Source organism: Streptomyces sp. NBC_01463 (assembly GCA_036227345.1).
Taxonomy (GTDB): Bacteria; Actinomycetota; Actinomycetes; order Streptomycetales; family Streptomycetaceae; genus Streptomyces.
The window spans coordinates 7,201,356-7,216,957 of record CP109468.1 but is presented as its reverse complement, the minus strand read 5'-3'; the positions used below and the strand labels follow the sequence as shown (position 1 = coordinate 7,216,957).

General features: G+C 69.7%; 14 protein-coding genes and 1 pseudogene. 4 read left to right on the top strand and 11 right to left on the bottom strand.

Features of this window, described 5'->3' with window-relative positions; translation table 11 throughout:
* Nucleotides 1–5: 5 nt before the first annotated feature.
* A complete protein-coding gene (locus tag OG521_31860) occupies nt 6–1,265 on the bottom strand; it encodes an MFS transporter (protein ID WUW25108.1) in 1,260 nt (419 codons plus the stop codon).
* A 133-nt stretch (nt 1,266–1,398) separates the two neighbouring features.
* Between OG521_31860 and OG521_31855 the strand changes: the two genes are divergently transcribed.
* On the top strand, nt 1,399–2,436 hold the full coding sequence (locus OG521_31855; GenBank protein ID WUW25107.1) for a LacI family transcriptional regulator: 1,038 nt from the start codon (nt 1,399–1,401) through the stop codon (nt 2,434–2,436).
* A 57-nt stretch (nt 2,437–2,493) separates the two neighbouring features.
* On the opposite strand, the gene prcA is transcribed toward OG521_31855, so the two are convergent.
* The 6 genes and pseudogenes from prcA to arc all read right to left on the bottom strand — a co-directional run bounded on the left by prcA (nt 2,494) and on the right by arc (nt 8,377).
* Complete coding sequence (prcA, locus tag OG521_31850) at nt 2,494–3,357, bottom strand: proteasome subunit alpha (protein WUW25106.1); 864 nt, start codon at nt 3,355–3,357, stop codon at nt 2,494–2,496.
* Between the two features lie 59 nt (nt 3,358–3,416).
* Complete coding sequence (gene prcB, locus OG521_31845) at nt 3,417–4,262, bottom strand: proteasome subunit beta (GenBank protein ID WUW25105.1); 846 nt, start codon at nt 4,260–4,262, stop codon at nt 3,417–3,419.
* A pseudogene (locus OG521_31840) lies at nt 4,214–4,405 on the bottom strand (endonuclease VII domain-containing protein). The gene prcB and the pseudogene OG521_31840 overlap by 49 nt, the downstream one beginning before the upstream one ends.
* 117 nt (nt 4,406–4,522) lie before the next feature.
* Complete coding sequence (locus OG521_31835; protein ID WUW25104.1) at nt 4,523–4,741, bottom strand: ubiquitin-like protein Pup; 219 nt, start codon at nt 4,739–4,741, stop codon at nt 4,523–4,525.
* A gap of 120 nt (nt 4,742–4,861) precedes the next feature.
* Nucleotides 4,862–6,373 carry a depupylase/deamidase Dop gene (dop, locus tag OG521_31830; protein WUW25103.1) on the bottom strand — a complete coding sequence of 504 codons (1,512 nt, stop codon included), beginning with the start codon at nt 6,371–6,373 and terminating at the stop codon, nt 4,862–4,864.
* A 237-nt stretch (nt 6,374–6,610) separates the two neighbouring features.
* Nucleotides 6,611–8,377: a proteasome ATPase gene (arc, locus tag OG521_31825; GenBank protein ID WUW25102.1), complete on the bottom strand. Its 1,767-nt coding sequence runs from the start codon at nt 8,375–8,377 to the stop codon at nt 6,611–6,613.
* 241 nt (nt 8,378–8,618) lie between these two features.
* Here arc and OG521_31820 point away from each other — a divergent pair, with 241 nt between their 5' ends.
* Nucleotides 8,619–8,930 (top strand): ferredoxin, encoded by a 312-nt coding sequence (locus tag OG521_31820; GenBank protein ID WUW25101.1) that lies wholly within the window; start codon nt 8,619–8,621, stop codon nt 8,928–8,930.
* A gap of 49 nt (nt 8,931–8,979) precedes the next feature.
* Here the strand turns inward: OG521_31820 and OG521_31815 are convergent, their stop codons facing one another.
* The 3 genes from OG521_31815 to OG521_31805 form a co-directional block, all read right to left on the bottom strand.
* Nucleotides 8,980–9,567, bottom strand: a complete 588-nt coding sequence (locus tag OG521_31815) for a hypothetical protein (GenBank protein ID WUW25100.1) — start codon at nt 9,565–9,567, stop codon at nt 8,980–8,982.
* A 257-nt stretch (nt 9,568–9,824) separates the two neighbouring features.
* Nucleotides 9,825–10,730 (bottom strand): tRNA (adenine-N1)-methyltransferase, encoded by a 906-nt coding sequence (locus OG521_31810; protein ID WUW25099.1) that lies wholly within the window; start codon nt 10,728–10,730, stop codon nt 9,825–9,827.
* 61 nt (nt 10,731–10,791) lie between these two features.
* Nucleotides 10,792–12,042 (bottom strand): site-2 protease family protein, encoded by a 1,251-nt coding sequence (locus tag OG521_31805; protein ID WUW25098.1) that lies wholly within the window; start codon nt 12,040–12,042, stop codon nt 10,792–10,794.
* A gap of 172 nt (nt 12,043–12,214) precedes the next feature.
* Here OG521_31805 and OG521_31800 point away from each other — a divergent pair, with 172 nt between their 5' ends.
* Both OG521_31800 and OG521_31795 read left to right on the top strand, forming a co-directional pair.
* Nucleotides 12,215–13,060: a PD-(D/E)XK nuclease family protein gene (locus OG521_31800; protein WUW26873.1), complete on the top strand. Its 846-nt coding sequence runs from the start codon at nt 12,215–12,217 to the stop codon at nt 13,058–13,060.
* Between the two features lie 9 nt (nt 13,061–13,069).
* A complete protein-coding gene (locus tag OG521_31795; GenBank protein WUW25097.1) occupies nt 13,070–13,741 on the top strand; it encodes a response regulator transcription factor in 672 nt (223 codons plus the stop codon).
* Between the two features lie 39 nt (nt 13,742–13,780).
* Here OG521_31795 and OG521_31790 read toward each other — a convergent pair whose 3' ends face one another.
* A complete protein-coding gene (locus tag OG521_31790) occupies nt 13,781–15,376 on the bottom strand; it encodes an ABC transporter substrate-binding protein (GenBank protein ID WUW25096.1) in 1,596 nt (531 codons plus the stop codon).
* Between the last annotated feature and the right edge of the window lie 226 nt (nt 15,377–15,602).

Sequence of the window (15,602 nt, the reverse complement as noted above, 5' to 3'; positions counted from 1 at the left end):
GAACATTACGCCTGATGGCCCGAGCTGAAACCGGGTTCGACGGCACCGTTTCGATCATTTTCCGATCCTCGCACCGCTACGGCACTACGCCCGGGAGCTGCGAGGACCTTTCCGGTGGCCAGCAGAACGGCCAGCGCGGCCACTCCACCGGCCCCCGCCACGGCGAAGCTCCACGCCGTCCCGCCCCACTCCACGGCCGGACCCGCCACGGCCGTGCCCGCCGCCGCGCCCACCCCGAACGTCGTCACGAGCCAGGAGAACGCCTCCGTCACCGTGCCCCGCGGGGCGTGCCGGTCGACGACGATGAACGAGCAGGCGATGGCCGGGGCCAGGAACACCCCGGCGACGGCGGCCAGCACGGTCATCGCCACCACACCCGGGGTCAGCACCAGGGGGAGGTAGCCGAGCGCCAGCAGGGCGACGATCACCCGGAGCCTGCGCTCGGGCGGCCCCGACCACTGCCGCGCCCCGTAGACCGTGCCGCCGATCAGCGCGCCGAGCCCCAGGGCCGCCATCAGCCAGCCGTAGACCGACTCCTGGCCCTGGTCGTCGGCGTACGCCACGCCCGCCACCGTGATGGAGCCCAGCGCCAGACCGACGAAGAAGAAGGAGCCGAGCAGCGCCAGCAGCCCGGGCGAGCGCAGCGCCCCCAGCCAGTGCGCCTCGCGCGGCGCGGAACGCCAGGCCCTGGACGGCTCGGACAGGACGACGGAGAGCGCCCCGAGGACGCCGATCGCGTTGATGACGAGCAGGGCGGCGGCCGGCGACCAGAGGGAGACCAGCACGGTCACCAGGAGCGGCCCGACCGTGAACATGACCTCCTGCGCGACCGCGTCCATGGCATAGGCCCGGTGCACCCGGTCCTCGCTGCCGAGGACGCTCGGCCACAGGGCCCGCAGGCCGCCCTCCAGGGGCGGCGTGAACACTCCGGCGACGGCCACTGCCCCATAGGCGAGCGGCAGCGATCCGAAGCCCGCCACGGCGAGCAGGACCATGCCGAGTGCGGAGACGACGGCGGCGGGCAGCTGGACGCGCGGCTGGCCGTAGAGGTCCACGGCGCGGCCCAGCAGCGGCTGACCGACCGCCGTGCCCAGCCCGTACACCGCCGCGAGCGCGCCCGCGAGGGCGTAGCTGCCGCCCTCCGCGCGGGTGAACAGGACGATCGCGATGGGGGCGGTGCCGTTCGGCAGCCGGCCCACCAGGGTGCCCGTGAGCAGCCTGGCGGCATGCCGCGCCCGGAGGATGTCCAGATATCCCGCGGCCATGTCCCGCCCCTCTCCTTGGAGCGCCCGTCCGGCCGCCCGAGGTTTTACGTATAACTTCAAGGTTCATACGTACCATGAGCCCAGTCCGCAGGTCCACCTCGCCGTGCCTGCCCCGACCGGCCCGGAGGCCCGCGTGACCAGCCCAGCACCACCCGGCCCGCCCCGGCCCACCAGCCGCGACGTGGCCCGGGCCGCCGGCGTCTCCCAGGCCACCGTCTCCCTGGTCGTCGGTGACAAATGGCGCGGCCGGGTCTCCGAGGCCACCGCCGGCCGGGTGCGCGAGGCCGCCCGCGGACTCGGCTACCGGCCCAATCTCGCGGCCCGCAACCTGCGTCTGGGCAGTACCCGAACCGCTCTGCTCGTCGTGCCCGCGCTCACCAACGAGTTCTTCGCCCGGGTGTACACCGGCGCCGCCGCGGTCGCCGCCGAGCACGGTTTCGGCGTCGTCCTCTACCCGTCACCCGACGGCACGGGCCCGGCCCGGGACCCCTTCGCCTCGGCCCGCGCCGCGCTGGACGGGGTGATCGCCTCCTCGATGGCGGCCGACGCCCTGGGCGCCCTGCAAGGAGCGGGTCTCCCCCTGGTCATGCTCGACAGCGACCCGGCGGCGCCGGGACCCGCCGCCCGGGTCAACCTGGACATCGCCGACGGCATGCGGCAGGTGACGGAACACCTGCTCGCCCTCGGCCACCGCCGTTTCCTGCATGTCTCGTCGTCCGTGGACACCTGGACCTTCGCGGTCCGCGCCCGTGCGCTCCACGCGGCCCTCGGCGGCGTGGCGGGCACGGAGGTGCGTACCGTCGCGGCCGCCCTGGACGTACGGGCGGGACGCGAGGCCACCGAGCGCGCGCTGGCGGCCCCGGGCCCGCGCCCCACCGCCCTCGTGTGCGACGACGACATCCTGGCGGCGGGCGCCTGCAAGGCCGCCCGCCGGCTCGGGCTGCGGGTCCCGGACGACCTCTCCGTCACCGGCTTCGACGATCTGGCCCTGGCCACGGCGGTCGAGCCGGAGCTCACCACGGTGCGGCTGCCCGCCGAACAGGTCGGCGAGCGCGGCATGAGCGCCCTGCTGGCGGTGCTGGACGGCCGGCAGGCCGAGCCGGGGAGACTGCCGGTGCGGCTCGTCGTGCGCGGCTCCAGCGCGCCACCGCCCGCCGGCCAGGCCGTATGACGGTGCCCCGGCCCGCCGAAGGGCGGACCGGGGCACCGTCGGGACGTGCGGGACGGGCTACTCGACGTCGCCGCCGGAATCGGTGGAGTCCCCGGCATCGGAGGCATCCGGGGCGGCCTTCTTGGCGCCCGGCTTGCCGGTGTCCGTCGCGGCCGCGGAGGTGTCCGCGCCCTCGCCGTCCTCGGTGTCCGAAGGGGCGTCCGTGGGCGTCGAATCCGCGCCGTCCGCCTCCAGCAGGCGGGCCAGCTGACGGCCGACGATCCGCTTGAACTTGCGCTGCTGCGGCCGCGTACGGTCCAGGACCGCGACCTCCAGCCGCTCCGCGGGGATCTCCCGCTCGCTGCCGTTGGGATCGCGGGACAGCGCCTGCACCGCCAGCTTCAGCGCCTCGGCGAGCGACATCCCGTCACGGTGGCGCTGGTCCAGGAAGGTGCTGATCTGCTCGGCGTTGCCGCCGACCGCGACCGAGCCGTGCTCGTCCACGATCGAGCCGTCGTGCGGCAGCCGGTAGATCTGGTCGCCCTCGGGCCCGGCGCCGACCTCGGCGACCACCAGCTCCACCTCGTACGGCTTCTCGGCCGCACTGGAGAAGATGGTGCCGAGCGTCTGCGCGTAGACGTTCGCCAGTCCACGCGCCGTCACGTCGTCGCGGTCATAGGTGTATCCGCGCAGATCCGCATAGCGCACTCCGCCGATGCGGAGATTCTCGTACTCGTTGTACTTTCCGGCGGCGGCGAAACCGATCCGGTCATAGATCTCGCTGAACTTGTGCAGCGCGCGGGACGGGTTCTCGCCGACGAACACAATGCCGTCGGCGTACTGCAGCACAACCAGGCTGCGACCACGGGCGATGCCCTTCCGGGCGTATTCCGCCCGGTCGGCCATGGCCTGCTGAGGTGAGACATAGAACGGCGTCGACACCGGCTATCCGTCCCTTTCTGTCAGTGACAAGAGCATCGAAGAAGCCTCGGTACGGGCGGTCAGAGCAGCGCGGCGCGCGGGCCGTCGGGCTGTTCCAGCCGGCGTTCCAGAATCGAGCGGGCAATCTCGGAGGATTCCGTCTCGGTCAGCTTCCGGAAGCCCTCGTCGGTGATGACGGTGAGGATCGGATAGATACGACGGCCCACGTCCGGTCCACCGGTCGCGGAATCGTCGTCCGCCGCGTCGTACAGCGCCTGTACGACCAGCGTGAGCGTCTGCTCCTCCGTCAGGTCCTCGCGGTAGAGCTTCTTCATCGAGTTGCGGGCGAAGATCGAGCCGGAGCCCGTCGACGCGTACCCGTGCTCCTCGGAGCGGCCGCCCGTGACGTCGTAGCTGAAGATCCGGCCCCGCTCACGGTCGACGTCGTAGCCGGCGAAGAGCGGCACCACGGCGAGACCCTGCATGGCCATGGCCAGATTGCCGCGGATCATCGTGGAGAGCCGGTTCGCCTTGCCCTCCAGGGAGAGCTGGGCCCCCTCGACCTTCTCGAAGTGCTCCAGCTCCAGCTGGAAGAGCTTGACCATCTCCACGGCCAGACCGGCCGTACCGGCGATGCCCACCGCCGAGTACTCGTCGGCCGGGAAGACCTTCTCGATGTCGCGCTGCGCGATCATGTTGCCCATGGTCGCCCGCCGGTCACCGGCCAGGACGACGCCGCCGGGGAAGGACGCCGCGACGATCGTGGTGCCGTGCGGCGCCTCGATGGCCCCCTTCATGGGCGGCAGCTGCCGGTTGCCCGGGAGCATCCCGGGCGACTGGTCGGACAGGAAGTCCATGAAGGAAGAGGACCCGGGCGTCAGGAAGGCAGCTGGTAGACGCCCGGTGCTACGAGTGTTGGCTTCCACGCGTTTCCCTCCAGGTAAGCGATGGCCCTGCGCAAGGTGTCAGGAGCATCTCCCAACTTGCCTACGGCCGAATTGCAGTTGAAGCACCGTATGCCACGGACCCTACCCGTCCGACGACGGTGATCCACATGTGTGGCGGAGGCATTCGGACCGATCGCGGTCCGCGCCCGCGAGGTGTGTCCCCGAGGCGTGCCGGCGGTCGTGCGGCACGGGCCGGAGCCCGTGCCGCACGCCGGTCACCGGTGAGGGCGCCGGGCCGGTTACTCCCCGCCCTTTTGAACAAATGAGCGAACGAAGTCCTCGGCATTGGCCTCCAGGACGTCGTCGATCTCGTCGAGGACGTCGTCCACGTCGTCGCTCAGCTTCTCCTGCCGCTCCTTGAGGTCCTCGGAACCCTGCGCTTCCTGCGCCTGCTCCTCGGTCCCCTCGGTGGAACGTGTCGCCTTCTGCTGTCCGCCGCCGGTGTCCTTGGTCGCCATGTAGCTCACCCCGCTCGGTTCGAAGCACTTGATCAGACCCTACCTACGGGGTCCGACATTGGCCCGGTACTTGTCTCAACGTCCGGAGGTCATCGGAATGATTCCCAGTCGGCGGCCCTTTCAGCCGCCCGACAGCACCCGGACCAGCTCTTCCGCCGTACGGCAGCGGTCCAGGAGCGCCTTGACGTGGTCACGGGTGCCCCGCAGCGGCTCCATGGTCGGAACCCGCTGCAGGGAGTCGTGGCCCGGCAGATCGAAGATGACCGAGTCCCAGGAGGCCGCGGCGACGTCGTCCGCGTACTGCTCCAGGCAGCGGCCGCGGAAATACGCCCTGGTGTCCTCCGGAGGCGCCGTACGGGCCTTCTCGACCTCGTTCTCGTCCAGGAGGCGCTTCATCCTGCCGCGGGCCACCAGACGGTTGTAGAGGCCCTTGTCGGCCCTCACGTCGGCGTACTGCAGGTCCACCAGGTGCAGCCGGGCCGCGTCCCAGTCCAGGCCGTCCCGGCGGCGGTAGCCCTCCATGAGCTCCCGCTTCGCGATCCAGTCCAGCTCGCGGGACAGGCTCATCGGGTCGTTCTCCAGCCGGTTGAGCGTGTCCTCCCAGCGGACCAGGATGTCCTTGGTCTGCTCGTCGGCGTCCGCCCCGTACCGCTCCTCGACGTACTTGCGGCCCAGCTCGAAGTACTCCATCTGGAGCTGGACAGCGGTGAGTGTCCGGCCGCTGCGCAGAGTGATCAGCTGCTGGAGATCCGGGTCGTGCGAGACCTGGTGCAGCGTGCGCACCGGCTGGTCGACGGCCAGGTCGACGTTGATGAAGCCGTCCTCGATCATGGAGAGGACCAGTGAGGTGGTGCCCAGCTTGAGGTAGGTGGAGATCTCCGAGAGGTTCGCGTCGCCGATGATCACATGGAGCCGGCGGTACTTCTCGGCGTCGGAGTGCGGCTCGTCGCGGGTGTTGATGATCGGGCGCTTGAGGGTGGTCTCCAGACCCACCTCGACCTCGAAGTAGTCGGCGCGCTGGCTGATCTGGAACCCGTGCTCGTGGCCGTCCTGGCCGATGCCGACCCGTCCGGCGCCGGTGACGACCTGCCGCGAGACGAAGAACGGCGTCAGATGGCGCACGATGTCCGAGAACGGGGTCTCGCGCTTCATCAGGTAGTTCTCGTGCGTGCCGTACGAGGCGCCCTTGTTGTCGGTGTTGTTCTTGTAGAGGTGGATCGGCTGGGCGCCGGGCAGCTGGGCCGCGCGCTCGGCGGCCTCGGCCATGATGCGCTCGCCGGCCTTGTCCCACAGGACCGCGTCCCGGGGGTTGGTGATCTCCGGCGAGCTGTACTCGGGGTGTGCGTGGTCGACGTAGAGCCGTGCCCCGTTGGTGAGGATGACATTGGCCAGGCCGATGTCCTCGTCGGTGAGCTGGCTGGAGTCGGCGGTCTCGCGGGCGAGGTCGAAGCCTCGCGCGTCGCGCAGCGGGTTCTCCTCCTCGAAGTCCCAGCGGGCGCGCCGCGCCCGGTGCATCGCCGCCGCGTAGGCGTTGACGATCTGGGACGAGGTGAGCATGGCATTGGCGTTGGGGTGGCCGGGCACGGAGATCCCGTACTCCGTCTCGATGCCCATTACTCGCCGTACGGTCATGCGGCCCTCCTTGCCCGGCGTCGCTCCCTTCCGGGGCGGCGCTCAAGTACCGCTGCTTCTCCGGTGCGTGCGCGGTCTGCCCGTCCCCGCACTGCGCGACCGGGCGGTACGCCAGAGCCTAGAGCGCCTCTGTGCTGCTGGGGAGATCAATTACGTCATTACTGCGGTGTCGTGGGAGCTGTCCGGAAAGCAACCGGCTGCGGATGCCCGGCCGGGCATCCGCAGCCGGTGTGCGTTCTAGAGGTACTGCCCCGTATTCGCCACCGTGTCGATGGAACGACCGGTGTCCGCGCCCTGCTTTCCGGTGACGAGTGTGCGGATGAAGACGATCCGCTCACCCTTCTTGCCGGAGATCCTGGCCCAGTCGTCCGGGTTGGTGGTGTTCGGCAGGTCCTCGTTCTCCTTGAACTCGTCCACGCATGCCTGGAGGAGGTGGGAGACGCGAAGGCCCTTCTGGCCCTGTTCGAGGAAGGCCTTGATGGCCATCTTCTTGGCCCGGTCGACGATGTTCTGGATCATCGCGCCGGAGTTGAAGTCCTTGAAGTACAGGACTTCCTTGTCGCCGTTGGCGTACGTGACCTCGAGGAAGCGGTTCTCCTCGGACTCGGTGTACATCCGCTCGACGACCGACTGGATCATGGCGTGAGCCGCCGCCTCCTTGGAGCCGGTGTGCTCGGCGAGGTCGTCCGCGTGCAGCGGCAGCGAAGGCGTGAGGTACTTCGCGAAGATGTCCTTCGCGGCCTCCGCGTCCGGACGCTCGATCTTGATCTTCACATCGAGACGGCCGGGCCGCAGGATCGCGGGGTCGATCATGTCCTCGCGGTTGGAGGCGCCGATGACGATGACGTTCTCCAGGCCCTCCACACCGTCGATCTCGGCGAGCAGCTGGGGGACGATGGTGTTCTCCACGTCCGAGCTGACACCGGAACCGCGGGTACGGAAGAGGGACTCCATCTCGTCGAAGAAGACGATGACGGGGGTGCCCTCACTCGCCTTCTCACGGGCACGCTGGAAGACCAGGCGGATGTGGCGCTCGGTCTCGCCGACGTACTTGTTGAGGAGCTCGGGGCCCTTGATGTTCAGGAAGTAGCTCTTTCCGGCGGGCTGGCCGGTGACTTCGGCGACCTTCTTGGCAAGGGAGTTGGCCACTGCCTTGGCGATGAGTGTCTTGCCGCAGCCGGGCGGGCCGTAGAGCAGGATGCCCTTCGGCGGCCGCAGTTCGTGTTCCTTGAAGAGGTCCGGGTGGAGGTAGGGGAGCTCGACCGCGTCGCGGATCAGCTCGATCTGGTCGCCCAGGCCACCGATCTTGTTGTAGTCGATGTCCGGGACTTCTTCGAGGACGAGTTCTTCGACCTCGCTCTTGGGAACCACTTCATAGACGTAGCCGGACCTGGGTTCGAGCAGCAGGGCGTCGCCGGGACGGATGGTGATGTCCAGCAAGGGCTCGGCGAGCCGCACCACCCGTTCCTCGTCGGTGTGCCCGACCACCAGGGCTCGTTCGCCGTCCTCAAGGATCTCCTTGAGGGTGACGATGTCCCCGGCCCGCTCGAATTCCATGGCGTCGACCACGTTGAGCGCTTCGTTGAGCATGACTTCCTGGCCGCGCCGGAGGTCCTTGAGCTCAACACTGGGACTGACGTTCACCCGGAGCTTGCGGCCCCCGGTGAAGATGTCGCAGGTGCCGTCCTCGTTGGCGTGCAGGAACACTCCGAAGCCGGCCGGCGGCTGTGCGAGCCGGTCGACCTCCTCCTTGAGAGCCACGATCTGGTCGCGGGCCTCCCGGAGTGTGCTTGCGAGCCGCTCGTTCTGCGCGGACACGCCTGCGAGGTTGGTCTGCAACTCGACGATCCGCTCTTCGAGAATCCTCGTATGACGCGGAGAGTCGGCGAGCTTACGTCGCAGGACGGCGATTTCCTGCTCGAGATAGGCGACCTGGCCGGCTGGGTCATCGGACCCCCGCCCGGGCCGGATGCCGCGGTTGATGTCGTCGTCGTGGGCTGCCACGGTCCTCACCTCCTCCAAGGGGAGCTGGACGCTTCCTGACCCTACCTGGGTGGGTGATGATTGAAACCCCTAGATCACAAAGACTCTGGGGTGTGTCCGATCTTCACCCTTGCGCTCTCCCTCGTGTCAGGGGAATACCCACCCTTCAACATCGGAAAGCGGCCGGTTGTATCGTCGAACTGTTCAACACCCGTCAGGGCTGGCTTTTTTTGGTTCGGATACGCAGGAAACGGCAGGAGAAATGACCGTGCAGCAGGACGCTCCCACCGGCAGCGAGACGCAGGACCTGGAGGTCTGGATCGACCAGGACCTCTGCACGGGGGACGGCATCTGTGTGCAGTACGCGCCCGAGGTGTTCGAGCTGGACATCGACGGTCTCGCGTACGTGAAGAGCGATCAGGACGAGCTGCTCCAGCACAAGGGCGCGACCACACCGGTCCCGCTGCCGCTCCTCCAGGACGTCGTCGACTCGGCCAAGGAGTGCCCGGGCGACTGCATTCATGTACGACGCGTTTCGGACAGCGTCGAGGTCTACGGCCCCGAGGCCGCCTGACCGCTCCGGCCGCCGTCCCGGACGGGGCGGCGGACACGCGCGGTGACGGTCAGACGCCGGCCCCGGCCGGTTCCTCGGACTGGCTGCTGCGCACGAAGGCGCCGTTCTGCCACTGCCAGGTGACCTTCTCCTGCTCGTCGGGGCAGCAGGAGGGCACCGAGGGCGAGGAGTAGCCGAGGAGCGTGGCGGCGATGACGCCGTCACTCACCGTGAAGTCCCCGACGCTCTTCGACTGGGCGGGGTCCACCAGGGTCGCGACGATCCTCGGTGCGGCCCCGCTTGTCTGCGTGAGGACGTAGACGCCGCTGGGCGGGGTACCGGATCCGGCCGCACAGTGGACCACGGCGACGGTTTCCGGACGTCCGTCGCCGTCGAGGTCGCCCGGGGCCTGCTTGGCCACGGTGGTGCCCACTCCGCCGCACTTCAGGGGGAAGGCGGCGCGGGCCGGGTCGGGTGCGGCGACGGGGGCGGCCCCGTGCTGCGCGGTGGTGCGGTGGGGGGTGGAGGCCGAGGCGCGCGCGTCGGGCTGGAGCAGGCCTGCGGCCGCGACGACGGCGGCCATGGCCGCCGCGGTGGCGAGCCAGTGCATCGGCGAGGTGTCGGTGTGCGCGAGGTCCGGGAGCGCGGAGGTCTGCACGCGGGATGTCTCCTGTGGTCCTGTGGTGCGGAATGCCGGAAAGGCGGTGCCGTCGGCGGGACGTCGGCGGCGGGGTGGGGGTGGCCAGCATCGTGCCACACCTCACACGGCAGCGGAACGGTGGGGTCGCCACGGATCGCTTCCCCGTCCGTCACCCGCCGTGCGGCCAACGAAAGGGCGCCGCCGCCGGGTTCCCGGGTCGGTCCGGGAACCCGGCGGCGGCGCCGGTACGTCGGGTGCGGGGGCGGTGCTCCCGGCTACTCGGCGGCGGAGCCGCTCTGGCTGCCGGGGCCGGTGTAGTCCTCGCCGTAGGCGCCCTTGGAGGGACGGCGACGGCGCGGCGGGGCCTGGACGCCGTCGGCCAGCCGGCGGGCGGTGACGAGGAATCCGGTGTGGCCGATCATCCGGTGGTCCGGGCGGACGGCGAGACCCTCGACGTGCCAGTTGCGGATCATCGACTCCCACGGCTGCGGTTCGGCGAAGCACCCGATCTCACGGATGGACTCGACCGTCCGGGAGAGCTGGGTGGTGGTCGCGACGTACGCGCAGAGGATGCCGCCGGGGACGAGCGCCTTGGAGACGACGTCCAGGCACTCCCAGGGGGCGAGCATGTCCAGGACGACGCGGTCCACGTCGGTTTCCGTGAGGTTGTCCTGGAGGTCGCCGACGGTGAGCTGCCAGGCGGGGTGCGGGCTGCCGAAGTAGCGCTCGACGTTCTGCTGGGCGATCTCGGCGAAGTCCTCGCGGCGCTCGTAGGAGTGCAGCATGCCCTGCTCGCCGATGGCGCGGAGCAGGAAGGTGGAGAGCGCGCCGGATCCGACCCCGGCCTCCACGACGCGGGCGCCGGGGAAGATGTCGCCGAAGGCCAGGATCTGCCCCGCGTCCTTGGGGTAGACCACGGCGGCGCCGCGGGGCATGGACAGGACGTAGTCGGGGAGCAGGGGGCGCAGCGCCAGATAGACGACGTTCCCCGTGGTACGGACAACACTGCCCTCGGGAGCACCGATCAGCTCGTCGTGCGAGAAAGAACCCTTGTGGGTGTGGAAGTTCTTTCCGGCTTCGAGCGTGAAGGTGTAGTGGCGTCCCTTGGGATCGGTGAGCTGGACCTGGTCCCCGACCTTGAAGGGCCCACGTCGGCGGGCGGCACCGGTCGGTTCAGACATGTGACCAGCGTACCGGTGTTTCCCGGGGCTCCGACCGCCTGCCCGGCGGGGTGCGCGGGGGTCAGGCGGCGGGGCGTGCCATGGCGGCGACGAAGGCGCGCTCGACGTCGGCGGTGGACAGCACCCCGTAGATCGCGCCGGTGTCCTCGACGACGAGGTACTCGGTGGCGGGGCTGGCCTTGAGGCGGTCCAGGAGTGCCTCGCCGGCGAGTTCGGCGGGGACCTTCATGCCGTCGGTGAGGTCCTGGGCGAGGCCGCCGACGGCGACCCAGGGACGGCGGTGCTCGGGGACCCCGACGATGGCGGCCTCCCGGACGACGGCCTGGGGTTCGCCGGTCGCGTCGACGACGACGAGGGCGCGGGCCCCGGCCTCGTTGGCCCGGCGCAGCGCCTCGGACAGCGGGGTGTCGGCCTCGACCGGGACGGCTCGCCTGGTGAGGGCGCGGGCCTGGAGGTCGGGGAGGTGTTCGCGGAGCCGGGCCATGCGCAGGCTGTTGCCCGCGCCGGTCCAGATGATCGCGGCGAGGATCGCGGCGAGCAGGGCGTCGGTGACGGTGTCCATGCCGCTGATGTCGCGGTTGCTGCTGCCCAGGGACCCGGTGTGGGTGAGGAGGGGGAGGCCGATGAGGGTGACGACGGCGAGCGCGCGGCCGACCCAGGCGGCGGCGACGGTGCCGCTCATCGGGCGGCCGGTGATCTTCCAGACGACGGCGCGGAGCATCCGGCCGCCGTCGAGCGGGAGGCCGGGCAGGAGGTTGAACGCGGCGACGATGAGGTTGGAGATCATCAGTCCGCCGAGCAGGACGCCGGGCACGGTGCCGGCCTCGACGAACTTCATCGGGATGTAGAAGACCCCGGCGAGGACGAGGGAGAGCAGCGGGCCGACGAAGGCGAGGACGAATTCGCGGCCGGGGGTCTCCGACTCCTTCTCGATCTCCGAGACGCCGCCGAAGAACTGGAGCTGGATGCGGCGGACCGGGAGCTTGTAGCGCAGGGCGGCGACCGTGTGCGCGAGTTCGTGGACGAGCACGGAGGCGTAGAAGGCGATCGCGAAGAAGAGGGCGACCAGGTAGCGCGCGGCGCCGAGGTCGGGCAGGACGCGGTCGAGCTGGCCGCCGAACACCCAGGTGATCAGGGCGGCCACCACGAACCAGCTGGGTGCGACGTAGACGGGCACTCCGAAGGGGCGGCCCATGAGGATGCCGCCCCCGGGATCCTCCCTGCGCCCCGGTGCGCCCTTGTCGGGGCCGTCGCCGGGGTCGGCTCCCCCTGCGCCGGGCTGCGGCCGCCCGCTGTTGCCGCTCTCGTCCACGAGGTCCCTTCGGTCGGTGCCGTTTCGGCACGATCATGCAGTGTTCGAGGGTCTGTGGTCGATGGTATGCCGGTTGGTGTCAGTGGCGGGTCGTAGGGTCTTCGTCATGACCTCTGTGCCGCGGCCGCCTCAGCCGCCCTCGTCCCTTTCGCCGTCGCGGGCGAGCGATTTCATGCAGTGCCCCCTGCTGTACCGCTTCCGGGTCATCGACAAGCTGCCGCAGAAGCCCAGTGAGGCGGCTACCCGGGGCACGCTCGTGCATGCGGTGCTGGAGCGCCTCTTCGACAATCCGGCGCAGGAGCGCACCCCGGGGCGGGCCACGGCGCTGATCCCGGGTCAGTGGGACCGGCTGCTGGAGTCGAAGCCGGAGCTGTCGGAGCTGTTCGCCGAGGACCCGGAGGGCGAGCGGCTCGCGGGGTGGCTGTCGGAGGCGGAGCGGCTGGTGGAGCGCTGGTTCTCGCTGGAGGACCCGATGCGGCTGGAGCCGGCCGAGCGGGAGCTGTTCGTCGAGACCGAGCTGGAGTCGGGGCTGCGGCTGCGCGGGGTGATCGACCGGATCGACGTGGCGCCGACCGGCGAGGTCCGGATCGTCGACTACAAGACCGGGAAGGCGCCGCGTCCGGAGTACGCGGAGGGCGCGCTCTTCCAGATGAAGTTCTACGCGCTGGTGATCTGGCGGCTCAAGGGTGTGGTGCCGCGCCGGCTCCAGCTGGTCTATCTCGGCAGCGGCGACGTGCTGACGTACGACCCGGTGGTGGCGGACCTGGAGCGGGTGGAGCGCAAGCTGCTGGCCCTGTGGGAGGCGATCTCGCTGGCCACGGAGACGGGCGAGTGGCGGCCGCGGCCGACGAAGCTGTGCGGCTGGTGCGACCACCAGGCGCTCTGTCCGGAATTCGGCGGGACTCCCCCGGTCTATCCGCTGTCGGTGCGCCCGGCGGAATCGGGACAGGATGTCCAGGGCAGAATGGATCCGGTCCGGGCTGAGGCCGGCCGGCCTGAGGTCCTTGAAGGACATTGAGGAGATCCCGTGGCTATCCGCGTCCTACTGGTCGACGACCAACCGCTGCTGCGCACCGGCTTCCGGATGATTCTGGAGGCGGAGGGTGATCTCGCGGTGGTGGGCGAGGCCGGTGACGGTCTCCAGGCGCTCGACCAGGTGCGGGCGCTCCAGCCCGACGTGGTGCTGATGGACATCCGGATGCCGCGGATGGACGGCGTCGAGGCGACCCGTCAGATCACCGGTCCCGGCCGGGACGGTCCGGCGAAGGTGCTGGTGCTGACGACCTTCGATCTCGACGAGTACGTGGTGGAGGCACTGCGCGCCGGCGCGAGCGGCTTCCTGCTGAAGGACGCCCCGGCCAATGAGCTGGTACAGGCGATCCGGGTGGTCGCGGGCGGTGAGGCGATGCTCGCCCCGAGCATCACGCGCCGGCTGCTCGACAAGTACGCGGACCATCTGCCGTCCGGCGAGGATCCGGTCCCGGACACGCTGCACACGCTCACGGACCGCGAGGTCGAGGTCCTGAAGCTGGTGGCGCGCGGTCTGTCGAACGCGGAGATCGCCGCGGACCTGTTCGTCAGCGAGACCACGGTCAAGACGCACGTGGGCCATGTGCTGACGAAGCTGGGGCTGCGCGACCGGGTGCAGGCCGCGGTGTACGCGTACGAGAGCGGACTGGTGCGCCCCGGCGCTCAGTGACCCGGTGGGGGCCCGGCACCGGGGCGGTGTCCCGGCCGGTCAGCCGCGGCCGAGTTCCCAGAGCTGGAGGTCGGCGGAGGAGTTGACCGCCCACTCGACGCCGGTGAGGCCCTCGCGGGAGGCGACGTACTGCTTGCCCTGCCAGACGGGGAGGACGGGGACGTCCTCGGCGACGATGTCCTGGAGCTGCTGGAAGGTCCTGGCGGCGGCGCTGCGGTCGTCCTCGCGGCGGGACTGCGGGATGAGGGTCTTCTGGGCCTCGGCCGACCGGTAGGGCGAGTTGAGGAAGTTGTCCTTGTCGAGGAACGGCGCCGTGTAGTTGTCCGGGTCCGGGAAGTCGGGGAACCAGCCCATGCCGTAGGCGGCGTAGTCACCGCGCACCTCGGCCGGCCGGTACTTGGCCCAGGGGGTGCCCTCGACGGAGATGTCGAACAGGCCGGTGTCGTTGAACTGCTTCTTCAGCATCCGGTACTCGGCGGCGGTCGCCTCGCCGTAGTGGTCGGTCGTGTAGTGCAGGGTGAACTTCACCGGGGTGTGGATCCCGGCGTCCTTCAGGATGGCGGCGGCCTTCGCGGTGCTGGGCTCGCCGTACTTGTTGAAAAACGAGTTGGTGTGCCCGGTGATGCTGGTCGGGATCAGTGAGTACAGCGGTTCGGCCGTGGTGCCGTACACCTCGCTCGCGATCCGGCCGCGGTCGATGATCTGGGCCATGGCCTGGCGGACCGCCTTGTTCTTCACCGCGGGGTCCTCGGTGTCGAAGCCGAGGTAGCCGATCGCGAGGCCGGGCATCTCGGTCAGCTTGATGTCGTCCTCGGGCTTCTCCAGCATCCGCCGGGACTGCTCGGGCGACATGGTGCGGGTCATCATGTCGATCTTCTTCTCGTCGAGCGCCTTGCCCATGGCGGTGGCGTCGGGGAAGAGATCGAGTTCCACCTTGTCGTTCAGCACCTTGAGGTCACCCTTGTACCGGGGGTTCCTGGTGAAGACGACTTTCACGACCTGATCGTTCTTCACTTCCGGCTTCATCGTGTACGGGCCGGAGCCGTCCACCTGGAAACCGTCGCGCGCGGAGGCCGCCGGGTATTTGTCCTTCTGGACTATTCCGGCGGGCGGTGTGGCGAGCTTGTACGGGAAGGTCGCGTCCGACGTCCGGAGGTGGAATACGACTTCGCGATCGCCCTTGGTCTCGACGGTGTCGATGTTGTTGAGCAGCGCGACGGGCCCGTTGGTGGACTTGATCCGGATGACGCGGTCGATGGAGTACTTGACGTCCTCGGCGGTGACCGCGCTGCCGTCGGCGAATTCGAGTCCCGCGCGCAGCTTGCAGCGGTAACTCTCGTTCGCGGTGTCCGTGAAGGTGCAGCTCTCGGCCGCCTCGGGCACCGGCAGGCCGCCGCCGCGCGGGACGTGCATGAGGGTCTGCACGGTCTGCCGCAGCACGTTCCAGACGCCCGCCTCGTAGCCGATGGCCGGGTCCAGGGGTGCCGGGGCGTCCGTGGAGGCGACGAACTGGTCCGTGGTGCCGACAGCGATGGCGCCGTCGCCCTCGCTCCCGCCGTCCGACACACCGCAGGCGGCGAGTACGGGCGCGAGCAGGCCGACGACGGCCGGCAGCACCAGAGTCTTGCGGTTCATCGTGGTCGTTCTCCCTCATGCGGTCATGGAGAAAACGACATTAGTAGGCGTCGCCGGCAATGCCGGACCGGTGCCGCTGCCGCGTAATCGGAGCGTGTACGGAATCGGTGGCGAGCCGATTTCCGGTTCCCGGAATGATTCGTACAGAGATTCATGTATCGGGACACTTGGGTACACGGAACGGGCAGCACGGAAGAGTTCACGGGCTTAGCGGCGCTCGAATGAG